Consider the following 22,295-nt stretch of genomic DNA (forward strand, 5'->3'; position numbering starts at 1 on the left):
CTAATCGGAATTTTTACCGTTTAGTTGCATTGTATTTTCTAATTTGAATATCTTTAAGACTTTCAAACTAAACTCAGAACTTTATATAACAATATGACTTTCCAAGAACAAATACAGCAGGGGATTCCAAATCAATTACCTCAGATAAAACCATACGAAACCAATATAAACCATGCGCCGAAGCGTAAAGAAATTTTAGGTGAAGAAGAGAAAAAATTAGCCTTAAAAAATGCTTTACGTTATTTCGAACCTCAGTTTCATGCAGAATTACTGCCTGAATTTAAAGAAGAACTGGAAAAATACGGTAGAATTTACATGTATCGTTTTCGTCCGGATTACGAAATGAAGGCAAGACCAATCTCAGAATATCCCGGAAAATCTGAGCAGGCGAAATCAATTATGTTGATGATTCAGAATAATCTGGATTATGCGGTGGCTCAACATCCTCACGAATTAATTACGTACGGTGGAAATGGAGCTGTTTTCTCAAACTGGGCTCAATATCTTTTAACAATGAAATATCTGTCTGAAATGACGGATGAACAGACGTTGACAATGTATTCAGGGCATCCGATGGGGTTATTTCCTTCTCACAAAGACGCTCCAAGAGTTGTTGTGACGAACGGAATGATGATTCCAAACTATTCTAAGCCGGATGATTGGGAGAAATTCAATGCTTTGGGTGTTTCACAGTACGGACAAATGACGGCTGGAAGTTATATGTACATCGGCCCACAAGGAATCGTTCACGGAACGACGATTACGGTTTTAAATGCTTTCAGAAAAATCAATAAAGAACCTAAAGGCGGACTTTTCATTACTTCGGGCTTAGGTGGAATGAGTGGTGCTCAGCCAAAAGCAGGAAATATTGCAGGTTGTGTAACGGTTTGTGCTGAGGTAAATCCGAAGATTACAAAAATTCGTCATGATCAAAAATGGATCAATGAAGTTCATGAAAATCTAGATGAATTGGTAGAAAGAGTGAAAAAAGCTCAGGAAAATAACGAAACTGTTTCGTTGGCTTATCTTGGAAATATCGTTGAGGTTTGGGAAAAATTTGATCAGGAAAATTTAAGAATTGATATTGGTTCAGACCAGACCTCACTTCATAATCCTTGGGCTGGAGGTTATTATCCTGCGGGACAAAGTTTTGAAGAATCAAACAAAATGATGGCCGAAGATCCTGAATTATTCAAAGAAAAAGTTCAGGAAACATTAAGAAGACACGCGGCAGCAATCAATAAACATACAGAAAAAGGAACCTATTTCTTCGATTACGGAAATGCCTTTTTATTGGAAGCTTCAAGAGCCGGAGCTGATGTGATGTCAGAAAATCCGACAATTGGAAAAGAATTTAAATATCCAAGTTATGTTCAGGACATTATGGGACCGATGTGTTTCGATTATGGTTTTGGACCATTCCGTTGGGTTTGCACAAGCGGAAATCCGGAAGATTTACAGAAAACGGATGATATTGCCTGTCAGGTTTTAGAAGAAATGATTAAAACATCTCCTGAAGAAATTCAGCAGCAGATGAAAGATAATATTCAGTGGATCAAAGGTGCGCAGGAAAATAAATTGGTTGTTGGTTCTCAAGCAAGAATTTTATACGCTGATGCAGAAGGAAGAATGAAAATTGCAGAAGCCTTCAATAAAGCCATCAAAAACGGTGAGATCGGAGCAGTGGTTTTAGGAAGAGATCATCACGATGTTTCGGGAACGGATTCGCCTTATAGAGAGACTTCCAATATTTATGATGGTTCAAGATTTACGGCAGATATGGCGATTCAAAATGTGATTGGTGACAGTTTCCGTGGGGCAACCTGGGTTTCTATTCACAATGGAGGCGGAGTTGGCTGGGGAGAAGTAATCAACGGTGGCTTCGGAATGTTGCTTGATGGAAGCGATGATGCCGACAGAAGATTAAAATCAATGCTTTTCTGGGACGTTAACAACGGAATTTCAAGAAGAAGCTGGGCTAGAAATGAAGGTGCCGTTTTCGCCATCAAAAGAGCAATGGAAATGGAACCGAATTTGAAAGTGACGTTGCCGAATTTTGTGGATGAGAATTTGTTTTAAAACTTTTTAGATATGGAAAAACCTGCTGTGAGGCAGGTTTTTTATTTTCCAATATTTATTTTAGAATTGTTAATTTTTCCAGAAACAGAAATGTTATTATTGCCATTTTGATTAATTATACTTGAATAATTAGGGGATTCTTTAATTTTTTTAATCAATTCCATAATAGATACCTTAAATTCTTCATCACTTTTTAATTTAATTTCAAGTAGTTCATGAAATCTATCTTTATTTAATTGTTCTTCTGGGGCAATCTCAAAAGCTTCAACTACAGCAATCTCATCTTCATTAGAGAAAATGGTTTTAATTTTTTCCCAAGCATCTTTAGCTATAGTTTTTATTATTTCTTTTCCACCTAATTCTAAAAAAGGTTGTAATGTTGAAATTGTATCTGTGGTAATAATTGAATAGTCTATCATTTTTTTAACCAATTTAATTGTTCAAAAATTTTTTCAAATCGAAATTTTCTAGATTCATATAATTCACCTACTGTGGTTGATATAAATGCTTGTATATAGGCATCTCTATCTTTTTCTAATGATTTTTCACACATGTCAATAAAGCCTTTAGAAATCTCAAAACTCATATGAAATGGCTCGCCATATTCAAGTCGTTTTGGAAGACTTAATTCTTCTTCTAAATGCATCATTACAAATGTATCGTGTGACATGCCCTCACCTAAATCAAACTTTGGAAAGACTTTAAATGTTGGTTGATTAAAATATCTATGCTCTTTAGTCAAATTAGTTATTGTTAATCCAAACTTTAATTTTCGATGTGAACTTCCTAACTCTGCTAATGTAGTTAAATAAACATTTGCATCAATTTCCATTTTATTATTCTTTTGATTTTCTTCTAGAATTTTAATAACTTCCAATGGAACTTTTTTTAAGTCACCCCCAAATTCAATTAGAGTTTTTCGTATTTCATCAGAATTGTTTGGGTTTATGGTAATTATTGAACCATCAATATTACTAACAATAATATTCCCAGTACCATCAATTTTGAAATTATTTTCAAAGTTGTCCATAAATTATAGTATTAATTAATCTTTAATTACCTCAAAAGGCCAAGTATAATGGCTTGATGCAAAAGGCCGATTTCCATTTGTTGGAGTAATTATCTTTGCTCTTATCTTGAATTTTGTTCCAACAGGAAAGTCTGTTGATAATACTTTTGAACATTGTACAAACATTGTCTCTAAATAAGGGTCTTGATTCGGAAGAGGTTTTATATGAATTGGACCATGTTTCCCCCTTTCATTAGTTAATACACTTTGTACTATAATATAATCATATTCCATCTTTACTATAACATTTTTTATTAGAATTCTTTTTAATACTTGCATTTTTAGAAAATGCTAATTTAAATATTGACTATCAAATATATAAAACGATCCTAATATATAATTCCGTAGAAATACGGAATTATTGAATTTCCATCCAAATAAAAACAAACAGCATTAATTTTAAAAAGTTATGATATAGGTTGTAAATAAAGTGATTTGTTTAAATCTAAAATGTAATTGAAATAAACCATATATTTCCTATATTTGTATCATAAATCGATACAAAAAACATAAAATAATGATAGCAGAAATAGAAAAATTCATCGAAATCCAAAATAATATCGATGAGATTTTAAAAAATTCTCCTTTCAAAATGTCTTATATCATTGAGAAATCCGGAATTAAAAAACCTACTTTTTTCAAAAAACTGAAAGAAAAAAGATTTACACCGGAGGAGCTTTTAGTGATTTCAAAAACAATAGAAGTGAAGCAGTGGAGAAATGAAACTAAAGAAGAAATTCTGGAATCTTTGAAAAAATCGGAAGAAGATATTAGAAACGGGCGTGTTTACAGCTATGAAGAGGTAAAGGAAAGATCTAAAAAAAGATTAGAAAATTACAGAAATGAAAATCCAATTTAGTAAGCAATCTTTTGATGATTTAGATGAAATTGAAGATTATCTTTTAAATAAATGGAATGATAAGGTTTTGGAAGATTTTAATTTAAAACTAGATCATTGCATTAAGCTTATAATAGATAGAGTTGCAGTTTTCCAAAAATATGAAGATACCATTTATCACAAAGTTTTAATCACTAAACACAATACGATGATTTATAGTTTGAATGAAGATACGCTTACGGTTCACAGAATTCTCCAAAACTTCCAAGATCCAGATGAAAATTATAAATCTGTGACAATATAAATTCAAAACAGAAGAACTCAACTTATCGTGTATTCAAAACTCAAACCTCTCGGAATTCTTTCATTATTACTATTGATGGCATTTTACAGCCTTCAGGAAATTCCGTTGGTGTATCCGTCCTATTTTCCGAAGCCGTTGTATGATTTTAAGGCGAATCCGTTGAAACGTGCTAAAATAGAATTGGGCAGAAAACTATTTTATGACCCAATTTTATCGAGAAATAATATGGTTTCGTGTTCTTCCTGTCATAATTCAAACCAAGCCTTTTCCCATGCAGGAAATGGTTTAAGCAAAGGAATTGAGGATGGAATAGGAGACCGAAATTCACCCGCGATATTCAATCTTGCTTGGCAGAAGAAATTTATGTGGGATGGCTCGGTTGTGAATATTGATGTTCAGGCTTTGGCGCCAATCAATCATCCTAAAGAAATGGGGGAGGATATTAATGTTCTTGTCCGAAAACTTAATAAATCAAAAGAATATAAAACGCTTTTCTACAGAAGTTTTGGTGACAGTTTAGCAACAACGGAGCGGATTATGAGATCACTTTCGCAGTTTCAATTGACGATTGTTTCTGCTAATTCTAAATATGATAAAGTAAAGCAGGGCAAAGCAAAATTCACTGAGTCGGAAGCGAATGGATATCAATTATTCAAAAACAATTGTAGTTCGTGTCATACCGAGCCTTTGTTTTCCAGTTATGAGTTTGCAAACAATGGACTTCCCATCAACCCCGAACTCAAAGACTACGGAAAATGGAATAAAACAATGGAATCGGAAGATAAACTGATGTTCAAAATTCCAAGCCTCAGAAATCTTTCTTATACTTATCCTTATATGCATGACGGCAGATTTCAAACGCTGAATGAAGTGTTGGAACATTATGAAAAAGGCATAGAAAAAAGCCCAACATTAGCAAAAGAACTTCAAAATCCGATTGTTTTTAATCCAAAACAGAAAGAAAATTTGTTGGCTTTTTTGAGAACGCTTAATGATTCTGTGATGGTTTCAAATAGAGAATATCAAAAAATTAATAAGTAAGAACACTAATATCACAAATGAGTTCACAAATTTTCACAAATCTTTAATTAGTGTTATTTGTGAAAAATATTAGAGCCATTTGTGTTTAAATAAAAACGCTAATATCACAAATGAGTTCACAAATTTTCACGAATCTTTAATTAGTGTTATTAGTGAAAACATTAGAGTCATTTGTGTTTAAACAAATAAATTAAACAATGAAAAAAATAGGAATTATAGGTTGTGGCTGGCTAGGCGGTCATATTGCGGAGAGATTATCCGGTCAGTATGAAATTTTCGTAACTACCACTTCTCCATCTAAAATAGAAGATCTAACTTCAAAAGGATGTCACACCACATTGGTTGATTTTCCGAATGATCTATCCGGAACCATGACAGAATGGGAAGTTGCACCACAATTGGATGCCGTGATTATTACAGTCCCTTTTGCCGGAGTAAGAGGTGCGGAAATTCCGTTGCAGGAAAAAGCTCAGAACTTGTTGACATTCCTTGGAGATTACAAAGGTCAGCTCTTTTTGATGAGTTCTACCGGAGTTTATCCCGAGACTGAAAAAGAATTTACAGAAGACGATCGATCTGCGGATGAGGTTCCGAGTGAGAGTGTCATAAAAAATATATTCCCTCATGTCAATATCTTGAGATTGGCTGGATTAATGGGAGATCAGCGATTGTTGAAGAATTATAATATTTCCAATTTGGATCTGTTGGTGAACCATATTCATTACGCTGATATTTGTTCGGTCGTTGAAAAAATGCTGAACAACCAATCTCAATCCAAAGTGTATAATGTGGTGGCGCCTGTTCATCCTAATAAAGAAGAAATCATCAATGCTCAGAAAGATTTGCCGTATTCGGGAGAACGTACTACAAAAGGCAGAACAATATCACCTGCAAAATTAATTGCAGAGTTGGATTTTGAATTTGAATATCCGGATCCGAGGTATTTTCATTTGTAACTGATAAAACCTGCTAATGTGGCAGGTTTTTATTTATCTCAGCTAGTTTATTAGTAAACAGTAGTTGGGCTTTTTTATTTATTTCTAACTTTAAATTTAGATCTAATTTATTTATAGTATTATTATCTAATAAATTCTGTTCTTTAATATTATCTAACTTACGTTTTATATCAAAAGGGTAGTCCCAAAGTTGCTCAACAACATGAGAAGCCATATCAGCTAGATAAACTTTTAATTCTGAAAACTCCTCAATAACATAAGTACTCTTCACATCAATCATCCAATTAATTAATTGTTCAAATATTTGTGAGTATTTTACTGACACATAATACAATCCTTTGATATCAGAGGGTTTACCATTTTCATTGACAAATTTATCTATGACAGGAAATAAGTTTGTCAAATTATTTGTTATACTCATTACTGACTTTAAACGATTTGAACCCCATTTTGATAATTCATTTAGATCATTAATGAAATACTTAGGTTCTATTAAAATTGAATACTCAATGTCATTTTTTAGAAATTCCTTTTTTTCAATTTCATCTATAAATGTTTGATATAGAAATTCAAGTTCGTAGTAATCTTGTTTTTCAATAAGTATTTTTAAACATTTTTCACTAAGATTAATTTTAAAGAAGTCATCAATATTTTTATCAAATATATTTTTAACTTTTAAACTATCTTTAAATAAATAAGATAATTGATTCTTTAATGTTTCTATAATCTCTCTAGATTGTTCAAATGGAAATACCCATAAATTTCTCTTGGATCTAATATCATCAATGAATTCAAATATTTTATTATTATCAACTATTTTTGAAAAATCAGCATCTTTATTATCCTTCCATATACTTAGCGTAGTCAAAATACTTTTATCAATAAAGCAAAAAATTGGAATTCCTTTTTGTTTAGCGGTTAAGAATTCAGTATTAGTTATTGATTTTCCACTGTCTATAATACTTCCATATCTACTTCCAACAATTAATACAAGTATATCGGCGTTGTCTTTAACGTTTTTAATGCAATTTTCTACTGCTGTTAAATCAGGGGAAACAGGAAAGCTATTATATTCTGATAAAATAGGATTGTGACCGGAGTCTTTTATAAAATCACTAATATTGGCTCTCAGATGTGATAGATCATAGCAAGTTGAGCTAATGAAAATATTAAGATTATTCATTATTGAAAATTATAGGTTAATAGTTTATACTCTCAAATATAAGGCATATAATTTATATTCTAAAGTTCATCAAATATAAATATCTAAACCAATTTGTGATTACGGTTTCCCATAATTCAAAGCCTTCCAGCCGACACAATCGCTATTTACAATTTAAATACTTTTTACAAAGCTTTAAAATAGCCTTATTCGTAACCAAACACAAATTACATTAGACCCAAACAATAGCGTTTATAATCAAATACAAAATACATTTAGGAAAAACAATACTGTTTGCGACCAAATACAAATTGTTTTTGTTTCCAATAATACTGTTTGTCATTAAATACAAAATTTTTATATTTGAAACATAGAAATTGTTCCATAATTAATAATAAAAACACAATCTACGTATGAAAATTACATTAGCAAGGCTAAGTACTAAAGATCTTGCGACTTTAGCTCAAAGAATTATTTCAAATTCTCAATCAGGAAAATATGCTGTGATTACCAATCATCCTTTACTTTCGGTTTTACAGAACTCATACACCGAGTATGACAGTGTATATACCAAACAGGTCTACAGCGGAAAAGGACAAGATGTCGCTACCCTAGATCATGAAAGAGATGTCGCTTACAGCAGTATGAAGGCATTCCTGAATGGTTACCGAAAACTTTCTTCAATGGCTAATTATCAGTTGGCGAAAGATCTGTATGGAGTATTCAAAACTTTTGGGTTGGATCTTGACCGTTTAAGTTATTCCTCCCAAACAGCTCAGATGAAAAAGCTGCTTGAAACCTTAGAACGTCCTGAAAATATGGAGAAAATAGCCAATCTTTCCCTGAATACTGCTTATGAAGATATGAAGTCTAAGCATAAAGCTTTTGAAATTCTGTTTGCAGAACAGGCAGAAGCCAACGGTGAACTCCGCCAGATGAAAAGTGCTTCAGCTATCCGCAAAGATCTCGAAAAGATACTAAAAGCTTATATCAATCTGGTGACTGTAATGAAAGATGTTCCGGATTGGGAACTTTTCTACGCCGACACCAACGAACTTGTGAAGGCTGCGAAAAATTCGTCTATAGCTAAAACTAAAGAGGGAAATTCATCAGATAAGAAAATGTAAATTATTAAACTCAGCGTAATGCTGAGTTTTTCTTTAAATTGAAATAATGCTTCGACTCCGCTCAGCATGACATCGCTAAAAAGTTACGCTATAGTAAGCAGTTAGTATTAGAAATGTCATGCTGAGCGGAGTCGAAGCATTATATTATTACTATATAGTTTCCAACCTTTTCCCTCAATCCCGCATCTATATATAAAAAGCTCTTATGAAGATCACTATATCAAAACCATGTCATGAAAACTGGGAAACAATGACCCCCGCGGAAAAAGGAAGATTTTGTTCTGTCTGTTCTAAAACTGTTCGGGATTTTACCGTTGCTTCGGATGATGAAATTATTGAGGTTATTTCTAACGCCGCAGACAAAGATATTTGCGGTAATTTTTATGATTCGCAACTCAATAGAAATTTGCAATATTCTTATATCAATTCAATTTTTGTGAAGTTTGCAGTGGGTTTTATTCTGACAACGGGAGGATTTGTTTCTTTACAGGCACAGGAAAATAAGCCTAATGTAATGATAAATAAAGTGCCGGGAGTAGTCATTAATCAGCCAAAAGATACTTTAAGCAGACGACAGATGACGGTTGGTGGTATAAGTTCAGGTGTAAGAAACGACCAGAAAGCTTTGGTGGTAATGGATGGTAAAGTAATTAGTTTAAAGGATTTTGAAGCATTCGATTCTAATTCAATAAAAACAGTAAATGTTCTGAAAGGTGCTTCCGCAACAGCGTTATACGGTGCTCCAGCTCAGAATGGAGTCATTATTATTACAACTAAAAAGAAATTCAAAAAGAAGAAATTAGAATGAGGACTTTGATAACCTTCTAAAAAAATAAAAAACCCTCTAAAAAGAGGGTTTAAATTATATTAAGGATTTACTACTCGTGGTTTACATCCACATAGACAGTCTTCCAGACCTGAAACTTCATCACATACTCCCACAGCTTCGCATTTGTATATGTAACCAACTGGACATTGAGGATTTGGACCTGCTCCTTTTACTGTTTTTAGTTGCTCTCTTGAAATTTTTTTCAAATTTTTCATAGTAATTGTTTAATTTGTTTGAATTCCAAATATAACAATATTCCCTAAATGAAGAATTATATTTTTAAATTTTAAGAAAATTTTAATTTTTCACCGCTTTAATCGCTGCTTCATAATTCGGTTCATGCGAAATATCAGCAACCTGCTCTTCATAAACAATCTTTCCTGAAGGATCGATCACGACAACCGCTCTGCTTAAAAGACCTTTCATCACAGAATCCGTAATTTCTACACCGTAAATTTTTCCGAAATCAGAACGGAAATCCGAAAGCATTACAACATTTTTGATACCCTCCGCACCACAAAATCTTTTTTGAGCAAAAGGCAGATCTTTAGAAATACAAAGAACAACCGTGTTCGGAATATTCGCCGCATCTTCATTAAAATGACGCACAGAAGCCGAACAAACACCCGTATCTACACTCGGGAAAATATTTAAAATCATGTATTTTCCTTTGTAAGAATCAAGAGTTTGATCTTTCATCGTAACGTCTGTAAGCGTAAATTTTGGCGCTACTTTATTTACTGAGGGTAATTTAGCATACGTATGAACAGGTTTTCCTCCCATTAAAACGGTGTTTGCCGTTTTGGCATTTTGAGCAAAACTCAACACAGAGAAAAATAATACCGTACTGAAAATTAATTTTGAAAACATAATTTATTTTTTTTAGATGTTTAATTTTTTAACCACAAAAGGCGCAAAAGCCCTTGAACATTTAGATAAGTTGAATATTTTAAAGTTAAACACATTGAAAATAAAAGTTTACAAAATGAAAATCTTAGATTTTCAAAACTTATGTGCTCTTCTATCCGTACTTAAATTAGCTTAAATGAACTTTTGTCTCTTTTGTGGTTAAAAATAATTCTGACAAGTTATAAGCAAATTTATTCTTTTTTAAAACGTTAAACATTAATTTTAATTCAAACACCCTATAAATAGAGCAAATCTATTAATCTCCTCTTTTTAAAATCAAATTTTACATCTACCTTTATTCTATTCAAATTTTACACTCAAATTATTAAACAAATAAAAAGATTTATGGATTCAGCAAATAACGCATCATTTCACGAAATTTTTAAAAGCGAAAACGAAATTCCCGAAGAATATAAAGTTCCCGAAATTCACCAACGAACCTATCTTCTCAATGGCGAACTTGTAGAGTGGAACGGAGAAGTCACCAATATTTATTCACCCATCTGTATTCGCACCGAAAACGGTTTGGAAAGAAAGCTTTTGGGAAGCATTCCGAATATCGGCCCGAAAGAAGCGATGGAAGTTCTAGAAGCTTCTGTAAAAGCCTACGACAACGGTCTTGGAGAATGGCCGACAATGTCGGTTGAAGGTCGTATCAAATGTATGCAGAAGTTTGTGTACTTAATGATTGAACAACGAGATCTGATCATTAAGTTATTAATGTGGGAAATCGGAAAAACATTACCAGATTCCACCAAAGAATTCGACAGAACCGTAGATTATATCAATCAAACCATCGATGCTTTAAAAGATTTGGATCGTGAATCTTCACGTTTTCAACAGGCAGAAGGAACGATCGCTCAAATCAGAAGGGCTCCGCTTGGCGTTGTGTTGAGTATGGGGCCATTTAATTATCCTTTAAATGAAATTTTCACAACATTGATTCCTGCTTTGATTATGGGAAATACAATCTTGTTTAAACTTCCTAAACATGGCGTTTTGGCGCATTATCCATTATTAAATGCTTTCAAGGAAGCTTTCCCAAAAGGAACGGTAAATACTTTGTACGGAAAAGGTTCAGAGATCATCACCCCAATCATGGAAAGCGGAAAAATTAATGTTTTGGCTTTCATTGGTTCAAGTAAAGTCGCCAACGGGTTGAAAAAATTGCATCCAAAGGTGAATCGTTTAAGGGCTATTTTAAGTTTAGATGCAAAAAATGCAGCGATTGTTACTAAAAATGCTGATCTTAATGTTGCGGTGAGCGAATGTATTTTAGGGGCACTTTCATTTAACGGTCAACGTTGTACGGCGCTTAAGTTGATATTTGTTCAAAAAGATGTTGCAGAAGAATTTACTCAAAAATTAACGGCTGCTGTTTCAGCTTTAAAAGCCGGACTTCCATGGGAAAAAGATGTGAAAATCACACCACTTCCGGAAGTAAATAAGCCTCCTTATTTAAAAGAATGTATCGATGATGCTTTAGCAAAAGGAGCGAAAGTTTTAAATGAAAACGGAGGTTACAACGAAGAATCTTTCGTATTTCCGGCTGTTGTTTATCCTGTGAACAGCGATATGAAACTGTATCATGAAGAACAATTTGGTCCGGTAATTCCTGTTGTTCCTTTTGAAGAGATCGATGAGCCGATCGAGTATCAGGTAAATGCCGATCATGGAATGCAGGTGAGTATTTTCAGCGAAGATCCGTTAGAAGTTTCAAAATTAATTGACCCTTTTGTGAATTTGGTGAGCCGTGTTAATATCAATTGTCAGGCTCAGCGTGGCCCCGATGTTTTTCCATTTACAGGAAGAAAAGACAGTGCAGAAGGTACGCTTTCGGTTTTTGATGCGCTTCGTTCGTTCTCAATCCGATCTTTGGTGGCTGCAAAATTAACGGATTCCAATAAAAAATTACTGAATACGATTGTAAGAGAACATGATTCTAATTTTTTAAGCACAGATTATATTTTTTAAAATAATGTTGTCTAATATGTTCAATGTTTTGAAAAATACGACATTATCTTTGTCATTCCGTAGGAATCTCAATTATGATGTTTAAAAGCTAAGTTTAGATTCCTACGGAATGACAAATTAGATAAATAAACCTTTTGTACGATAAATAAAAGTCCGATAGAATACTTTCTGTCGGGCTTTTTTTATTAATTTTCAAAAAAACTGTAACATTATTTTCAAAACTGAACTAACTCTATAGAGTAAAAAGCCATGACCTCATTAGAAAAGGAATTTTTAGATAAAATTGAAAAACATAAAGGAATCATTTTCAAGATTTCTAAAATGTATATGGATGAAAAAGACGATCGCGACGATCTTTTTCAGGAGATTACCTATCAGGTCTGGAAAGCTTATTCAAATTTCAGAGGTGAAAGTGAGTTTTCAACCTGGCTGTACAGAATTGCCCTCAACACCGCAATTATTTTCTTAAAATCAGAGAAAAAAAGAAGTTTTATTGCTAATGAAGATTTTTCCAATTACAAGATTATTCAGGATGAATATGATCATGATAAGGAAGAAAAGCTGGCTGAAATGTATAAAGCAATCAATCAGTTAAATCCAATCGATAAAGCTTTTATTTTCTATTATCTGGAAGATTTCTCAGGTAAACAAATTGCCGAGCAAATGGGTATTTCCGAGGTAAATGTAAGAGTGAAAATGAACCGCGCCAAAAATAAACTGAAAGATATCTTAAATTCAAAATAGACGAGTTGCGATATTCGGGATCCGAATTTGACTTGAATTTGTAACCTTCGCATCTCGTAACTCATTAACCAAAAAATAACTCATTATGAATATAGACGAACTAAAAAATGCATGGAATGAAGATGACATTTTTGAAGAAACTCCCGAAATAAGCATTGAACAGAAGAATAAAATCAATCTTCCGCTGGAAAAAATGCGCAAAAATATGAGAATGGAATTTTTATCTACCATCGGAATATTTATTTTCGGATTTATGGTTGTTTGGATCCCAATTCCTGAAGCACCGTTTAAATTTAAATTTTATATCACCATATTATTGGCTTCAATGGCTATAGTGACATTTTTTTTCTTTAGTAAATTTTTCAAATTATATAAAGAAATGGGAAGCCCAATGTTGAAAACTTATGATTCTTTGAAGGATCTTCTGTATCAGTTAAATCTAAATAAGCAGTATTATGTTTCATTTTATCTGAGTTTTGTACCGTTTTTGGTTTGTGAATTGATTATCGTTATTGAATGTATTCCTTATCCACAGCCTTTATCGGATATGCAGATTGCCACAACACTTATCGGATCTGTTTCAGTTGGATTATTCATGTTATATCTCGTAGGAAATTGGTGGTTCAAATATTTTTACGGTAAGCATATCACAAAAATTGAGAATCTTTTGAAGGAATTGAATCAATAAATAGTTTCGGCGGGCTGAAAGCCCGCCGAAACCCGTTAAATTATTACTTTAAACTTTCTTTTTCCTTTTCAATTTCACTTTTTATCCAGTCTAGCTGAACATCTTTTTTCTCAATAATATCCTGCAAAGTCTGTGGAATAACAACATTCGGAATAACGCCTTTTTGGGTATTAGAAAGGATAATATTTGGATTCACGAGAAGCAGGCCAATCGGCAATGTCAATCTCGAGTTGGGAAGAACCTGATAAGAATAAAACCCCGCCACGCTTCCATCATTGGCACCTCCGGTTTCTTCTCCCACCAAAGTGGCGCGTCTGTCGTATTTTAATTTAGAGCTGAAAATGGAAGATGAAGAAAAACTTCCGCCATTCACCAAAACGAAAACCTTTCCTTGAAAAGCGTCTTTATTGGGTTGGGTTACATGATCAGCTTTTATTTTATAGTAAGATTTTCCGTCTTTTCCTTTGTAAGTATTGAGGGCTTTAAGAAAAACATAGGTTGGGTAGGTTACTCCTTTTACGGCATATTCTAAAGCTGAACTTTTCTTAAAATAATTGGTTTGTAATGGAGTAAGACTTGAATTAAGCTGTGAAGGCTTTATCAAAACAAAAGGCTGAGTAGCAATATAGGAATACAATTCATTAATCTCTTCCAAAGAACCTCCGTAATTGTTACGGATATCAATGATGAGGTTTGATGTTTTAGCATCTTTTATTTCAGCGAACGTATTTTTATAGAATTTATCAGAAGCCGAATGGGAGAATTTTTTGATTTTTAAATATGCTGTAGAATTATTTTCATCTAAAAACCTGAAACTTCTGTTGAACGAATTATTGTTTGTTGAAGGGGATATTTCTTTCTTTTCACCACAAAAGATTGGCTCTTCTTCTCGGTGAATAACGAAGGTCTGTTTTTGATCGTTATAGGAAGTTTCAATTTTTGCGCTGTCCAGAATTCCATTTTCCAAAGTATAGAAATGGAAGAACATATCTTTCAGATAATAAGGCTGAAAAGTGGTGTTGAAACCGTCACTACTTATTAATTTTTTATATTTTTCGATATAAAGAGAAACGGGAATGTCATTAATGCTGATGAGTTCTGTTCCGGGTTTTATATTGTGTAAAGAATCCTTATTTTCAACAATATATAGACGATTATCCTGAATTCTATATCTGAAACGCGTAAACAAACGCTTTTTGATCTTTAAAATATCTTCCTTAGAAAGCTCATTGGGTGACTGCAGAGAAAGATGTCCCTGCCTGATACTCGTAATAATAGGTTGTAACCTGAAATAGAATTGTGTTGGTGTAAGAGGTTTATCAAGAGTTTGTTTTAAACTGTCGATTTTATGATCCAGATCTTTTTGTGAAATATACTGATAAAGCTGAGGGTGCATCTGCTTAAGTTTATAATAAGCAAAATCTACATCTTGTTTAAGTTTTTCGGACGGAATGTAATTATCCTGATGATCACGCTGCTTTCTTACGGAAGAGCAGGAAGCCAGTACGATGATAATTAATATTACCGAATAGTTTTTCAATGTGTTTGAGTTTTTTTCAATCGGCTAAATTAAAAGGTTTACAATTACCATTCAATAAATGAGTGATAAATTATTCAAAATAGATTATAATTTTAGTTAAAAATAAAGGATTTGTGTTCCCAGATCGTCATGTAATATTAAAGTTATACATTTGAACCCTATTTTTTCAAGAAAATGATCTATATAATTATCACAGTTATCGTTTTATTAGTAGCGGCATATTTCATAGTAACCGGTCAGGAAGTTTTTGGTGAAGCGCCTAAAGGAAAGAGATTAGAACGTGTGAAACAATCTAAACTATATAAGAACAAGCAGTTTCAAAATCTTAGTTATACCCCATCTATCACAGAAGGGTACGGAATGACAACCGTATTGTATGATTTCTTTTTTGCTAAAAAAGATCCGCTATTGAAGCCATTAAAACCTGTTCCATCCGTTCATACAGACCTTAAAAGTATTCCGAAAAACGAAGATGTTTACATTTGGTTAGGACATTCGTCGTATTATATTCAGACAGATGGTGTTTCTTTTTTGATTGATCCTGTTCTTAGTAAATATGGTTCGCCATTCAAGTTTTTCAATAAAGCTTTTGCGGGATCAGATATTTTTAAACCTGAAGATATTCCGAATATTGATTATTTGGTGATTACGCACGATCATTTTGACCATTTGGATTATCCGACGGTAAAATCTATAAAAGATAGAGTAGGAAAGGTTATTTTGCCATTGGGCGTTGGTGCACATCTTGAAAGATGGGGCTATGAAGAAAGCCAAATCATTGAAGATGAATGGGGAGCTTCTTTTGATTTGAAAAACAATCTTAAAATAACTTTTACACCTGCAAGACATTTCTCAGGCAGAAATGTGAAACGAAACGGAACACTTTGGACTTCATATGTTTTGGAAACTCCAACGAAGAAAATATTTTTAGGTGGCGACAGCGGTTATGACACCCACTTTAAAATGATTGGTGAAAAATATGGTCCATTTGATTACATTATCATCGAAAACGGACAATACAACGAAGCTTGGAAATATATTCACGGGTTGCCGGAAGATGTAGTTCAGGCATGTTTAGATCTAAAAGCTAAAAATGTGATTCCGGTGCATTCATCAAAATTTGCGTTGGCACTTCATGCTTGGAATGAGCCTTTACAAAAAATTACAACCCTCGGAAAAGACAAAAATCTACATATTCTTACGCCAATAATCGGTGAAACTGTTGATTTAAATAAAACCGACAATCAATTTAAAGTTTGGTGGGAAGATTAATTTAGGCGTGCCAAATATCTTTATATCTAGCAGGATGATTTTCAAACTGCTGTCTTACAAAATCACATTCAGGGTCTACAAGTAGGTCTTTTTCTTCTGCGAAATTCACTAATTTATCCAAAAGTAATTTGGCATATCCATGACCTTCGTGCTCTTCATTAAGTTTAGTATAATAAACAATAAGAAGCCTGCCGTCGATCTTTATAGACATATAGCCTGCCTTTTTTCCATCAATTAATATCTGCAATTCATCTTGATATGGAGATATTTCGAATTTTATATTTTCCATAATGATTAAGATTTGGGTTGAATGAATATTGAATTCGAAATTTATTTTAAAACTTCTTTCCTTTAAAATTACAAATTTAAAATGAAACTGAAATATAAAAAGCTTAACCATTCGTGTAATTTGTGAAAAATTTATTAGTGATATCAGTGTTTAAATAAAAGCAACATTTAATTTTAAAACACTAAAACACTAAAACACTAAAACACTAAAACACTAAAACACTAAAACACCAACCCATCCGCTATTTGTGAAATGTTTAACAAAGATTGTGAAGACATTGTATTGATTTGGCATTTTAATTGAGAATACTATTATAGTAAAATTTAAATAAAATGAAAAAGATATTATTAGCAGCATTTTTTGTAGGAACTTTTAGTCTTAGTTATGCACAGTCAGAATACTACAACGATTATAGAAGAAGTGTAACAGATGTAAATTGGCAGACCGTGGCAGTAGATTTATTATTGTCAAAAACACAGACAAATGAATTGAATTCACTTAACGACAGATACCACGATTACAACTCTTGGAACAGGGTATATGTAAACAATCCGGACAGATGGAAAGAAGACAGATATTCAGAAATTGAAAGGATTTTAGGTAGAGAAAAATACCAAAAATTCAAAACTAAATATTACAAAGGACAAAATCCTACGGCAGTTTACAACCGAAATAAAAACAACGACAAAAGATATAAACACATGACCAAAAAATCCAAAAATTATAAACAAGATAACGGAAAAGGTCACAAACACTAACCTATTATCAACTATATATTCAATTTTTAACTTGACTGGTCGAAAGATCGGTCATTTTTTTTTGATATTAAATATAATTATATCTTGTTTGAATTTTATAACTTTCAATCATGGAAACATCAGAAACAATAAGCGAATTTTACGAACGTAATGTAAATAATATAACTTTCAAAGACGCTACAACTCCGGGAATTGGGCATTTTAATGTCTTTAGCCGAGACGATTGTTCTTTGATAACGCCTTACAGCAGGAGAGATTATTATAAAATTTCATTAATTATCGGAAAAGGAAAACTCCATTATGCGGATAAGTGGATCCATGTTGACAGACCTGCATTATTGTTTTCAAATCCCGTGGTTCCTTACTCTTGGGAGGCTGATGATGAGGATCAAACAGGTTGGTTTTGCCTTTTCTCGGATCAGTTTTTGCAAAATGGAAACCGTTTGGGAAATCTGCAGGATTCCCAGCTTTTCAAAATTGGCGGAACACCGATTTTCTTTGTTGATGATGAACAAAAGAAGTCAGTTTCTGAAATTTTCCAAAAAATGATGGTTGAAATTCAGTCTGATTATATTCATAAATACGACATGCTTCGTGCTTATCTCCATCTTTTGGTGCACGAAACCATGAAAATAAATCCAGCCGAAAATTTTGAACATTATCAAAATGCCTCACAAAGAGTGGCTTCTTTATTTATGGAATTGCTTGAAAGACAGTTTCCAATTGACAGCCCTGAAGCTTATCTTAAACTGAAAACTCCAACCGATTATGCGGAAAGTCTTTCCATTCATGTCAATTCATTAAATCGTTCGGTAAAAGAAATTACGGGTAAAACGACAAGTCAGCAAATCACTTCAAGAATCATTCAGGAAGCCAATGCATTATTACAGCACACAGATTGGAATATCTCTGAGATCGCTTATGGATTGGGATTTGAAGAACCTGCTTATTTCACCAATTATTTTAAGAAGCAGACCGGACTTACGCCAAATTCATTAAGAAATTCTCTTGTTTGATTTTTATAATTCTTAGTTTGAATTCTATATGAAATAGTAAAAGTTCTTGTTCTAATTTTGTTCTTATAATTTAAAATCACAATCAATTATGAAATTCAGAAAATTAGGAAACACAGGAGAGCAGTTATCTGCAATAGGTTTAGGCTGTATGGGAATGAGCTTTGCGTATGGACCTGCGGACGAACAGGAAAGTATCAACACTTTACATAAAGCGTTGGATCTTGGAGTCAATTTTTGGGATACTGCCGATATGTATGCAAACGGTGAAAATGAAAAACTGATCTCAAAAGTATTGGTTCCGAATCGTGATAAGATTTTTATTGCTACAAAATTCGGATTCAGGTTTAAAGACGGAAAGGCAAGCCATAGTGGGGCTCCTGGAACTTATTTCGACGGTTCTCCGGAATGGATCAAAAAGGCTGTAGATCTAAGTCTTCAAAGATTAGAGATTGATGAAATAGATCTTTATTATGCTCACAGAGTTGACCCAAATATTCCTGTTGAAGAAACGGTTGGAGCAATGGCAGATCTTGTAAAAGCAGGTAAAGTAAAATATCTAGGTTTATCCGAAGCTTCACCGGAATCGATTAGAAAAGCTAATAAAATTCATCCAATTACAGCTTTACAGTCAGAATATTCTATTCTTACAAGAGATGTAGAGAAAGAAATTTTAACAACCATCAGAGAACTTGGAATTACATTGGTTCCTTATTCACCTTTGGCAAGAGGTCTTTTTGCTAATATTAATGAAGCCCAAAACTTCGGCGATGATGATTTCAGAAAATCTCTTCCTCGTTATCAAAATGAGAGTTTGGAAAATAATAAAAATTTGGCCAAAGAATTCAATGATTTAGCAGAATCTAAAGGAATAAAAGGAACACAACTAGCTTTAGCTTGGGTTTTGAATCAAGGCGAAGACATCATCCCAATTCCCGGAACAAAACGTATTAAATATTTAGAAGAAAACATTGCTGCAACGAATATTGAGCTTTCTCAATCTGATCTTGAAGCTATTGATTCTATCCTGAAAAAATATCCAAATATTGGAGAAAGATACAGCGAGGGTTCTATGAAGTTGGTGAATAATTAAATGAAAATTTTAATTTGATAATTAAAAAAACATCATTTAAACCATGAACAGAAGAGAACTTTTAAAAACAGGAATATTCGCGGGAACGTTGAGTATTATTCCGTTTTCCAATACTTTCGCAGCCACCAATGAACCACAATTGAATCTAGAAGATGATCTTTCAGGTTTTAAAAAGATAAAATTGGGAGAGCTTGATCTGTTTATTTTAACGGATGGATTTATTCATGAGAAAAATTTGGAATCTTTTGCTCCGAGAGGAAATGTTTCAGAATTAAAATCAATTCTTAAAGATAATTTCCGATCTGATGAATACGTTGATATGGCGATGAATGTTCTGTTGGTAAAAACAAAAAATAAACTGATTTTACTTGATGCCGGAATGGGAATTTTCGCTGATGAAAGAACCGGATTTTTAGTGAAAAGCCTTCAAAAAGCAGGATTTTCACCCATAGATATTACAGATGTTTTTCTTTCCCATGCACATCCTGACCATATTGGTGGAGTAGTAGATAAACAAAATAAACTGGTTTTTCCAAACGCCAATATTTTCATTTCAAAAGTGGAACATGATTTTTGGATGCAGGCAACGATTAAAGATTTCAGTAACAGTATATTAAAAACAGTACCTGATGTTCTGAATCAAATTATTCCGGGCATTCAGAATGTGTTGAAAACCATTCAGCCAAAGTTAAAATTTTACGATTTAAATAATTCTTTATATGATAATTTTAACTTTCAATTAGCGCCCGGACATACTCCCGGCTTAACGGTTATGACGATTTCTTCGGGCAACGAGAAACTGCTTTATATTGCAGATTTAATTCATTCTGATGTCATTCTTTTTCCACATCCGGATTGGGGATATTTCGGAGATACAGATCTTGATATTGCGATTGCATCACGTAAAAAACTGCTTCAACAGTTGGCAGAAACCAAAAACAGAGCTTTTACCTATCATTTGCCTTGGCCGGGATTAGGTTTTACCAAAAAGAAAGGAAACGCCTTTGAATGGTTTCCAGAAACTTTTATGAATTAAATTTTCTACACATAATTCTAAACAATAAATCCTCTCATTGCTGGGAGGATTTATTTTAACATAAGAAAAGTTGATATTGTTACATATCGTTGTGCAATAGTAAAGACGGATGAAATTTATTTTTACTTTAAATTTTTTCAAAAATTAATTCCTGAGGATAAATTTTTCTAAATAACAGGTACGTGATTGAAAGAACAGTAAATGCTACAATCGCGTCAATAGCTGAAGCAAATCCGAGAACTGCAATTTTAGAAAAGAATGCGAAAATAATATCGAAAAACATTCCTGCAAATACCCATTCTTTCAATCTCAATAATCTGTTTGGAAGTAAAAGAACGATCACTCCCGCTAGTTTAAATATTCCAAGAATGTAAATGAAATGTGATGGATAGCCTAATTGAAGCGTAATGTCCCAAACCACAGGATTTTTTGTCAGTTCAAAGAAGCCACTCGCTCCAAACCAAAGAGACATAAAGATTGCGCCTGACCAATAGATGATTTTTGTTGTTTTTGTTGTCATTTTTATTTGTTTTTAAATTGTTGATTTTTTAATTTGGTTAATCGCAAAGGCGCAAAGAATAATTAATAATAGAATGTTTTAAGGCGCAAGAAAATCATTGATTTTCAATTTTTAATTAAATTGTTATTGTCTACAATCAATTTTATCGCAGATAAAATCCTTGCGCCTTAAAAGCATAAACTGTTTAAAGAAACTTTGCGTCTTTGCGTTTAACTTGAAAAATTTAGTTTAAAATAAAGCTTTAGCAGAACCTAAGATTTCCCCAGACTTTGTATTTTGTATCAAACCAATTACTTCCCAATCATTAGGATTAAAATTTTCAGGTAACGGGAAACTTGTTGTTCCTTCCGAAGTGTTTTTTAGTGAAATTTGATTTTGTTGATGAACGATTTGCCAATGCAGTAAATGACGTCCTTCATTTTCGCCTTTCATTACATTGGAGGACGATTTTTTCTCAACCAAAGTGATCAGTAATTTATTTTGAGAATTGGTTTCTGCAGTTTTGTAATTAACAGTAATCTCTTTTGAAAGAACTTTTGCTTCTAAATCTATTTTGATGTTATTCGAACTAAAAAGCGCATTTTGAATAGCATTTTCCACTGCATTTTGGTCTGAACCCACAAACTCTTTTTTTCCATTAACAACCAATTGCGGAGTATAAACTTGTGAATTTAAAGTACGACTATACTGCTGTTGGCGCTGTGAATTTTCTGCACTGCTGAATTTATCTTTCCAACCAAGATGATTCCAGTAATCAACGTGGTAAGCGAGAATATAAACAGGCTTGTCTTTGTATTCTTTTGCGATCTGTCCCATTAAAGCATCAGCTGGCGGACAGCTTGAACAGCCTTCTGAAGTAAACAATTCTAAAACGGCAAAACCGTTGTTTTTGGAAGATAAATTTTGATGAGATTCTTCAGCTTTGTTCTTATAAACAAAAGCGGAGACGATGAACATTAATGCTACAAAAGCTGCTGTTCCTATTAAGTTTTTTAGTATCATTTCTTTTAATTTGATTCAAAAGTAGATACCTTTTCGACGCAAAAGAATACAA

25 protein-coding genes are annotated in these 22,295 nt (G+C 33.0%); 15 read left to right on the forward strand and 10 right to left on the reverse strand.

What is annotated here, in order from left to right; all coding sequences use genetic code 11:
• The first annotated feature begins 93 nt into the window (after positions 1-93).
• Positions 94-2,079, forward strand: coding sequence for a urocanate hydratase (gene hutU, locus AC1Q7L_RS00670; RefSeq protein ID WP_492305839.1), 1,986 nt, complete (start codon positions 94-96; stop codon positions 2,077-2,079).
• A gap of 41 nt (positions 2,080-2,120) precedes the next feature.
• Here the strand turns inward: hutU and AC1Q7L_RS00675 are convergent, their stop codons facing one another.
• From AC1Q7L_RS00675 to AC1Q7L_RS00685, 3 genes are read right to left on the reverse strand one after another with little or no spacing between them, the layout of a single operon-like run.
• Positions 2,121-2,498, reverse strand: coding sequence for a Het-E N-terminal domain-containing protein (locus tag AC1Q7L_RS00675; protein WP_492305838.1), 378 nt, complete (start codon positions 2,496-2,498; stop codon positions 2,121-2,123).
• Complete coding sequence (locus tag AC1Q7L_RS00680; protein ID WP_492305837.1) at positions 2,495-3,109, reverse strand: hypothetical protein; 615 nt, start codon at positions 3,107-3,109, stop codon at positions 2,495-2,497. Before AC1Q7L_RS00680 ends, AC1Q7L_RS00675 begins: the two co-directional genes overlap by 4 nt.
• A 15-nt stretch (positions 3,110-3,124) precedes the next feature.
• A complete protein-coding gene (locus AC1Q7L_RS00685; RefSeq protein WP_492305836.1) occupies positions 3,125-3,427 on the reverse strand; it encodes a hypothetical protein in 303 nt (100 codons plus the stop codon).
• 238 nt (positions 3,428-3,665) lie between these two features.
• Here AC1Q7L_RS00685 and AC1Q7L_RS00690 point away from each other — a divergent pair, with 238 nt between their 5' ends.
• The 4 genes from AC1Q7L_RS00690 to AC1Q7L_RS00705 all read left to right on the forward strand — a co-directional run bounded on the left by AC1Q7L_RS00690 (position 3,666) and on the right by AC1Q7L_RS00705 (position 6,287).
• A complete protein-coding gene (locus tag AC1Q7L_RS00690; RefSeq protein WP_492305835.1) occupies positions 3,666-4,007 on the forward strand; it encodes a hypothetical protein in 342 nt (113 codons plus the stop codon).
• Positions 3,991-4,290 carry a type II toxin-antitoxin system RelE/ParE family toxin gene (locus AC1Q7L_RS00695; RefSeq protein WP_492305834.1) on the forward strand — a complete coding sequence of 100 codons (300 nt, stop codon included), beginning with the start codon at positions 3,991-3,993 and terminating at the stop codon, positions 4,288-4,290. The genes AC1Q7L_RS00690 and AC1Q7L_RS00695 overlap by 17 nt, the downstream gene beginning before the upstream one ends.
• Before the next feature lie 27 nt (positions 4,291-4,317).
• Positions 4,318-5,331 carry a cytochrome-c peroxidase gene (locus AC1Q7L_RS00700; protein WP_492305833.1) on the forward strand — a complete coding sequence of 338 codons (1,014 nt, stop codon included), beginning with the start codon at positions 4,318-4,320 and terminating at the stop codon, positions 5,329-5,331.
• 197 nt (positions 5,332-5,528) lie between these two features.
• Entirely contained in the window at positions 5,529-6,287 is a 759-nt protein-coding gene (locus tag AC1Q7L_RS00705) for a Rossmann-fold NAD(P)-binding domain-containing protein (RefSeq protein WP_492305832.1), read from the forward strand.
• 13 nt (positions 6,288-6,300) lie between these two features.
• On the opposite strand, the gene AC1Q7L_RS00710 is transcribed toward AC1Q7L_RS00705, so the two are convergent.
• Entirely contained in the window at positions 6,301-7,470 is a 1,170-nt protein-coding gene (locus tag AC1Q7L_RS00710; protein ID WP_492305831.1) for a DUF4062 domain-containing protein, read from the reverse strand.
• A gap of 392 nt (positions 7,471-7,862) precedes the next feature.
• Between AC1Q7L_RS00710 and AC1Q7L_RS00715 the strand changes: the two genes are divergently transcribed.
• Together AC1Q7L_RS00715 and AC1Q7L_RS00720 are read left to right on the forward strand one after the other, a co-directional pair.
• Positions 7,863-8,576 (forward strand): DUF6261 family protein, encoded by a 714-nt coding sequence (locus tag AC1Q7L_RS00715; RefSeq protein ID WP_492305830.1) that lies wholly within the window; start codon positions 7,863-7,865, stop codon positions 8,574-8,576.
• A 205-nt stretch (positions 8,577-8,781) separates the two neighbouring features.
• A complete protein-coding gene (locus tag AC1Q7L_RS00720) occupies positions 8,782-9,384 on the forward strand; it encodes a TonB-dependent receptor plug domain-containing protein (RefSeq protein WP_492305829.1) in 603 nt (200 codons plus the stop codon).
• Positions 9,385-9,443: 59 nt separating this feature from the next.
• Here the strand turns inward: AC1Q7L_RS00720 and AC1Q7L_RS00725 are convergent, their stop codons facing one another.
• Complete coding sequence (locus tag AC1Q7L_RS00725) at positions 9,444-9,620, reverse strand: bacteriocin-like protein (RefSeq protein WP_492305828.1); 177 nt, start codon at positions 9,618-9,620, stop codon at positions 9,444-9,446.
• 82 nt (positions 9,621-9,702) lie between these two features.
• Positions 9,703-10,275: a thiol peroxidase gene (gene tpx, locus AC1Q7L_RS00730; protein ID WP_492305827.1), complete on the reverse strand. Its 573-nt coding sequence runs from the start codon at positions 10,273-10,275 to the stop codon at positions 9,703-9,705.
• A 384-nt stretch (positions 10,276-10,659) separates the two neighbouring features.
• Here tpx and AC1Q7L_RS00735 point away from each other — a divergent pair, with 384 nt between their 5' ends.
• From AC1Q7L_RS00735 to AC1Q7L_RS00745, 3 genes are all read left to right on the forward strand, one after another.
• Positions 10,660-12,288: an NADP-dependent glyceraldehyde-3-phosphate dehydrogenase gene (locus tag AC1Q7L_RS00735; protein WP_492305826.1), complete on the forward strand. Its 1,629-nt coding sequence runs from the start codon at positions 10,660-10,662 to the stop codon at positions 12,286-12,288.
• 249 nt (positions 12,289-12,537) lie between these two features.
• On the forward strand, positions 12,538-13,032 hold the full coding sequence (locus tag AC1Q7L_RS00740) for an RNA polymerase sigma factor (protein WP_492305825.1): 495 nt from the start codon (positions 12,538-12,540) through the stop codon (positions 13,030-13,032).
• An 85-nt stretch (positions 13,033-13,117) separates the two neighbouring features.
• Positions 13,118-13,720, forward strand: coding sequence for a hypothetical protein (locus AC1Q7L_RS00745; RefSeq protein ID WP_410691015.1), 603 nt, complete (start codon positions 13,118-13,120; stop codon positions 13,718-13,720).
• A gap of 43 nt (positions 13,721-13,763) precedes the next feature.
• Here AC1Q7L_RS00745 and AC1Q7L_RS00750 read toward each other — a convergent pair whose 3' ends face one another.
• A complete protein-coding gene (locus AC1Q7L_RS00750) occupies positions 13,764-15,260 on the reverse strand; it encodes a S41 family peptidase (RefSeq protein WP_492305824.1) in 1,497 nt (498 codons plus the stop codon).
• A 174-nt stretch (positions 15,261-15,434) separates the two neighbouring features.
• Here AC1Q7L_RS00750 and AC1Q7L_RS00755 point away from each other — a divergent pair, with 174 nt between their 5' ends.
• Complete coding sequence (locus AC1Q7L_RS00755; protein WP_492305823.1) at positions 15,435-16,532, forward strand: MBL fold metallo-hydrolase; 1,098 nt, start codon at positions 15,435-15,437, stop codon at positions 16,530-16,532.
• A 1-nt stretch (position 16,533) separates the two neighbouring features.
• Here AC1Q7L_RS00755 and AC1Q7L_RS00760 read toward each other — a convergent pair whose 3' ends face one another.
• A complete protein-coding gene (locus AC1Q7L_RS00760) occupies positions 16,534-16,821 on the reverse strand; it encodes a GNAT family N-acetyltransferase (protein ID WP_410691012.1) in 288 nt (95 codons plus the stop codon).
• Between the two features lie 332 nt (positions 16,822-17,153).
• On the opposite strand from AC1Q7L_RS00760, the gene AC1Q7L_RS00765 reads away from it, so the two are divergent.
• From AC1Q7L_RS00765 to AC1Q7L_RS00780, 4 genes are all read left to right on the forward strand, one after another.
• Positions 17,154-17,579 carry a hypothetical protein gene (locus AC1Q7L_RS00765; protein ID WP_492305822.1) on the forward strand — a complete coding sequence of 142 codons (426 nt, stop codon included), beginning with the start codon at positions 17,154-17,156 and terminating at the stop codon, positions 17,577-17,579.
• A gap of 110 nt (positions 17,580-17,689) precedes the next feature.
• The gene (locus AC1Q7L_RS00770) at positions 17,690-18,595 is read left to right on the forward strand and encodes a helix-turn-helix domain-containing protein (protein WP_410691011.1); all 906 of its coding nucleotides are present in this window, start codon (positions 17,690-17,692) and stop codon (positions 18,593-18,595) included.
• A gap of 88 nt (positions 18,596-18,683) precedes the next feature.
• On the forward strand, positions 18,684-19,685 hold the full coding sequence (locus tag AC1Q7L_RS00775) for an aldo/keto reductase (RefSeq protein WP_492305821.1): 1,002 nt from the start codon (positions 18,684-18,686) through the stop codon (positions 19,683-19,685).
• Positions 19,686-19,728: 43 nt separating this feature from the next.
• A complete protein-coding gene (locus tag AC1Q7L_RS00780) occupies positions 19,729-20,721 on the forward strand; it encodes an MBL fold metallo-hydrolase (RefSeq protein WP_492305820.1) in 993 nt (330 codons plus the stop codon).
• 127 nt (positions 20,722-20,848) lie between these two features.
• On the opposite strand, the gene AC1Q7L_RS00785 is transcribed toward AC1Q7L_RS00780, so the two are convergent.
• On the reverse strand, positions 20,849-21,241 hold the full coding sequence (locus AC1Q7L_RS00785; protein ID WP_492305819.1) for a DoxX family protein: 393 nt from the start codon (positions 21,239-21,241) through the stop codon (positions 20,849-20,851).
• 228 nt (positions 21,242-21,469) lie between these two features.
• Complete coding sequence (locus tag AC1Q7L_RS00790) at positions 21,470-22,243, reverse strand: DUF1223 domain-containing protein (protein ID WP_492305818.1); 774 nt, start codon at positions 22,241-22,243, stop codon at positions 21,470-21,472.
• Positions 22,244-22,295 lie beyond the last annotated feature (52 nt).

It is taken from the genome of Chryseobacterium sp. GW823-FHT05E08, assembly GCF_058795655.1.

What these genes read in the sequence shown, in the direction of transcription:
- hutU (WP_492305839.1), top strand. Translation starts at nt 94, where the DNA reads ATGACTTTCCAAGAACAAATACAGCAGGGGATTCCAAATCAATTACCT.
- AC1Q7L_RS00675 (WP_492305838.1), bottom strand. Translation starts at nt 2,498, where the DNA reads ATGATAGACTATTCAATTATTACCACAGATACAATTTCAACATTACAA.
- AC1Q7L_RS00680 (WP_492305837.1), bottom strand. Translation starts at nt 3,109, where the DNA reads ATGGACAACTTTGAAAATAATTTCAAAATTGATGGTACTGGGAATATT.
- AC1Q7L_RS00685 (WP_492305836.1), bottom strand. Translation starts at nt 3,427, where the DNA reads ATGCAAGTATTAAAAAGAATTCTAATAAAAAATGTTATAGTAAAGATG.
- AC1Q7L_RS00690 (WP_492305835.1), top strand. Translation starts at nt 3,666, where the DNA reads ATGATAGCAGAAATAGAAAAATTCATCGAAATCCAAAATAATATCGAT.
- AC1Q7L_RS00695 (WP_492305834.1), top strand. Translation starts at nt 3,991, where the DNA reads ATGAAAATCCAATTTAGTAAGCAATCTTTTGATGATTTAGATGAAATT.
- AC1Q7L_RS00705 (WP_492305832.1), top strand. Translation starts at nt 5,529, where the DNA reads ATGAAAAAAATAGGAATTATAGGTTGTGGCTGGCTAGGCGGTCATATT.
- AC1Q7L_RS00710 (WP_492305831.1), bottom strand. Translation starts at nt 7,470, where the DNA reads ATGAATAATCTTAATATTTTCATTAGCTCAACTTGCTATGATCTATCA.
- AC1Q7L_RS00715 (WP_492305830.1), top strand. Translation starts at nt 7,863, where the DNA reads ATGAAAATTACATTAGCAAGGCTAAGTACTAAAGATCTTGCGACTTTA.
- AC1Q7L_RS00720 (WP_492305829.1), top strand. Translation starts at nt 8,782, where the DNA reads ATGAAGATCACTATATCAAAACCATGTCATGAAAACTGGGAAACAATG.
- AC1Q7L_RS00725 (WP_492305828.1), bottom strand. Translation starts at nt 9,620, where the DNA reads ATGAAAAATTTGAAAAAAATTTCAAGAGAGCAACTAAAAACAGTAAAA.
- tpx (WP_492305827.1), bottom strand. Translation starts at nt 10,275, where the DNA reads ATGTTTTCAAAATTAATTTTCAGTACGGTATTATTTTTCTCTGTGTTG.
- AC1Q7L_RS00735 (WP_492305826.1), top strand. Translation starts at nt 10,660, where the DNA reads ATGGATTCAGCAAATAACGCATCATTTCACGAAATTTTTAAAAGCGAA.
- AC1Q7L_RS00740 (WP_492305825.1), top strand. Translation starts at nt 12,538, where the DNA reads ATGACCTCATTAGAAAAGGAATTTTTAGATAAAATTGAAAAACATAAA.
- AC1Q7L_RS00745 (WP_410691015.1), top strand. Translation starts at nt 13,118, where the DNA reads ATGAATATAGACGAACTAAAAAATGCATGGAATGAAGATGACATTTTT.
- AC1Q7L_RS00755 (WP_492305823.1), top strand. Translation starts at nt 15,435, where the DNA reads ATGATCTATATAATTATCACAGTTATCGTTTTATTAGTAGCGGCATAT.
- AC1Q7L_RS00760 (WP_410691012.1), bottom strand. Translation starts at nt 16,821, where the DNA reads ATGGAAAATATAAAATTCGAAATATCTCCATATCAAGATGAATTGCAG.
- AC1Q7L_RS00765 (WP_492305822.1), top strand. Translation starts at nt 17,154, where the DNA reads ATGAAAAAGATATTATTAGCAGCATTTTTTGTAGGAACTTTTAGTCTT.
- AC1Q7L_RS00770 (WP_410691011.1), top strand. Translation starts at nt 17,690, where the DNA reads ATGGAAACATCAGAAACAATAAGCGAATTTTACGAACGTAATGTAAAT.
- AC1Q7L_RS00775 (WP_492305821.1), top strand. Translation starts at nt 18,684, where the DNA reads ATGAAATTCAGAAAATTAGGAAACACAGGAGAGCAGTTATCTGCAATA.
- AC1Q7L_RS00780 (WP_492305820.1), top strand. Translation starts at nt 19,729, where the DNA reads ATGAACAGAAGAGAACTTTTAAAAACAGGAATATTCGCGGGAACGTTG.
- AC1Q7L_RS00785 (WP_492305819.1), bottom strand. Translation starts at nt 21,241, where the DNA reads ATGACAACAAAAACAACAAAAATCATCTATTGGTCAGGCGCAATCTTT.
- AC1Q7L_RS00790 (WP_492305818.1), bottom strand. Translation starts at nt 22,243, where the DNA reads ATGATACTAAAAAACTTAATAGGAACAGCAGCTTTTGTAGCATTAATG.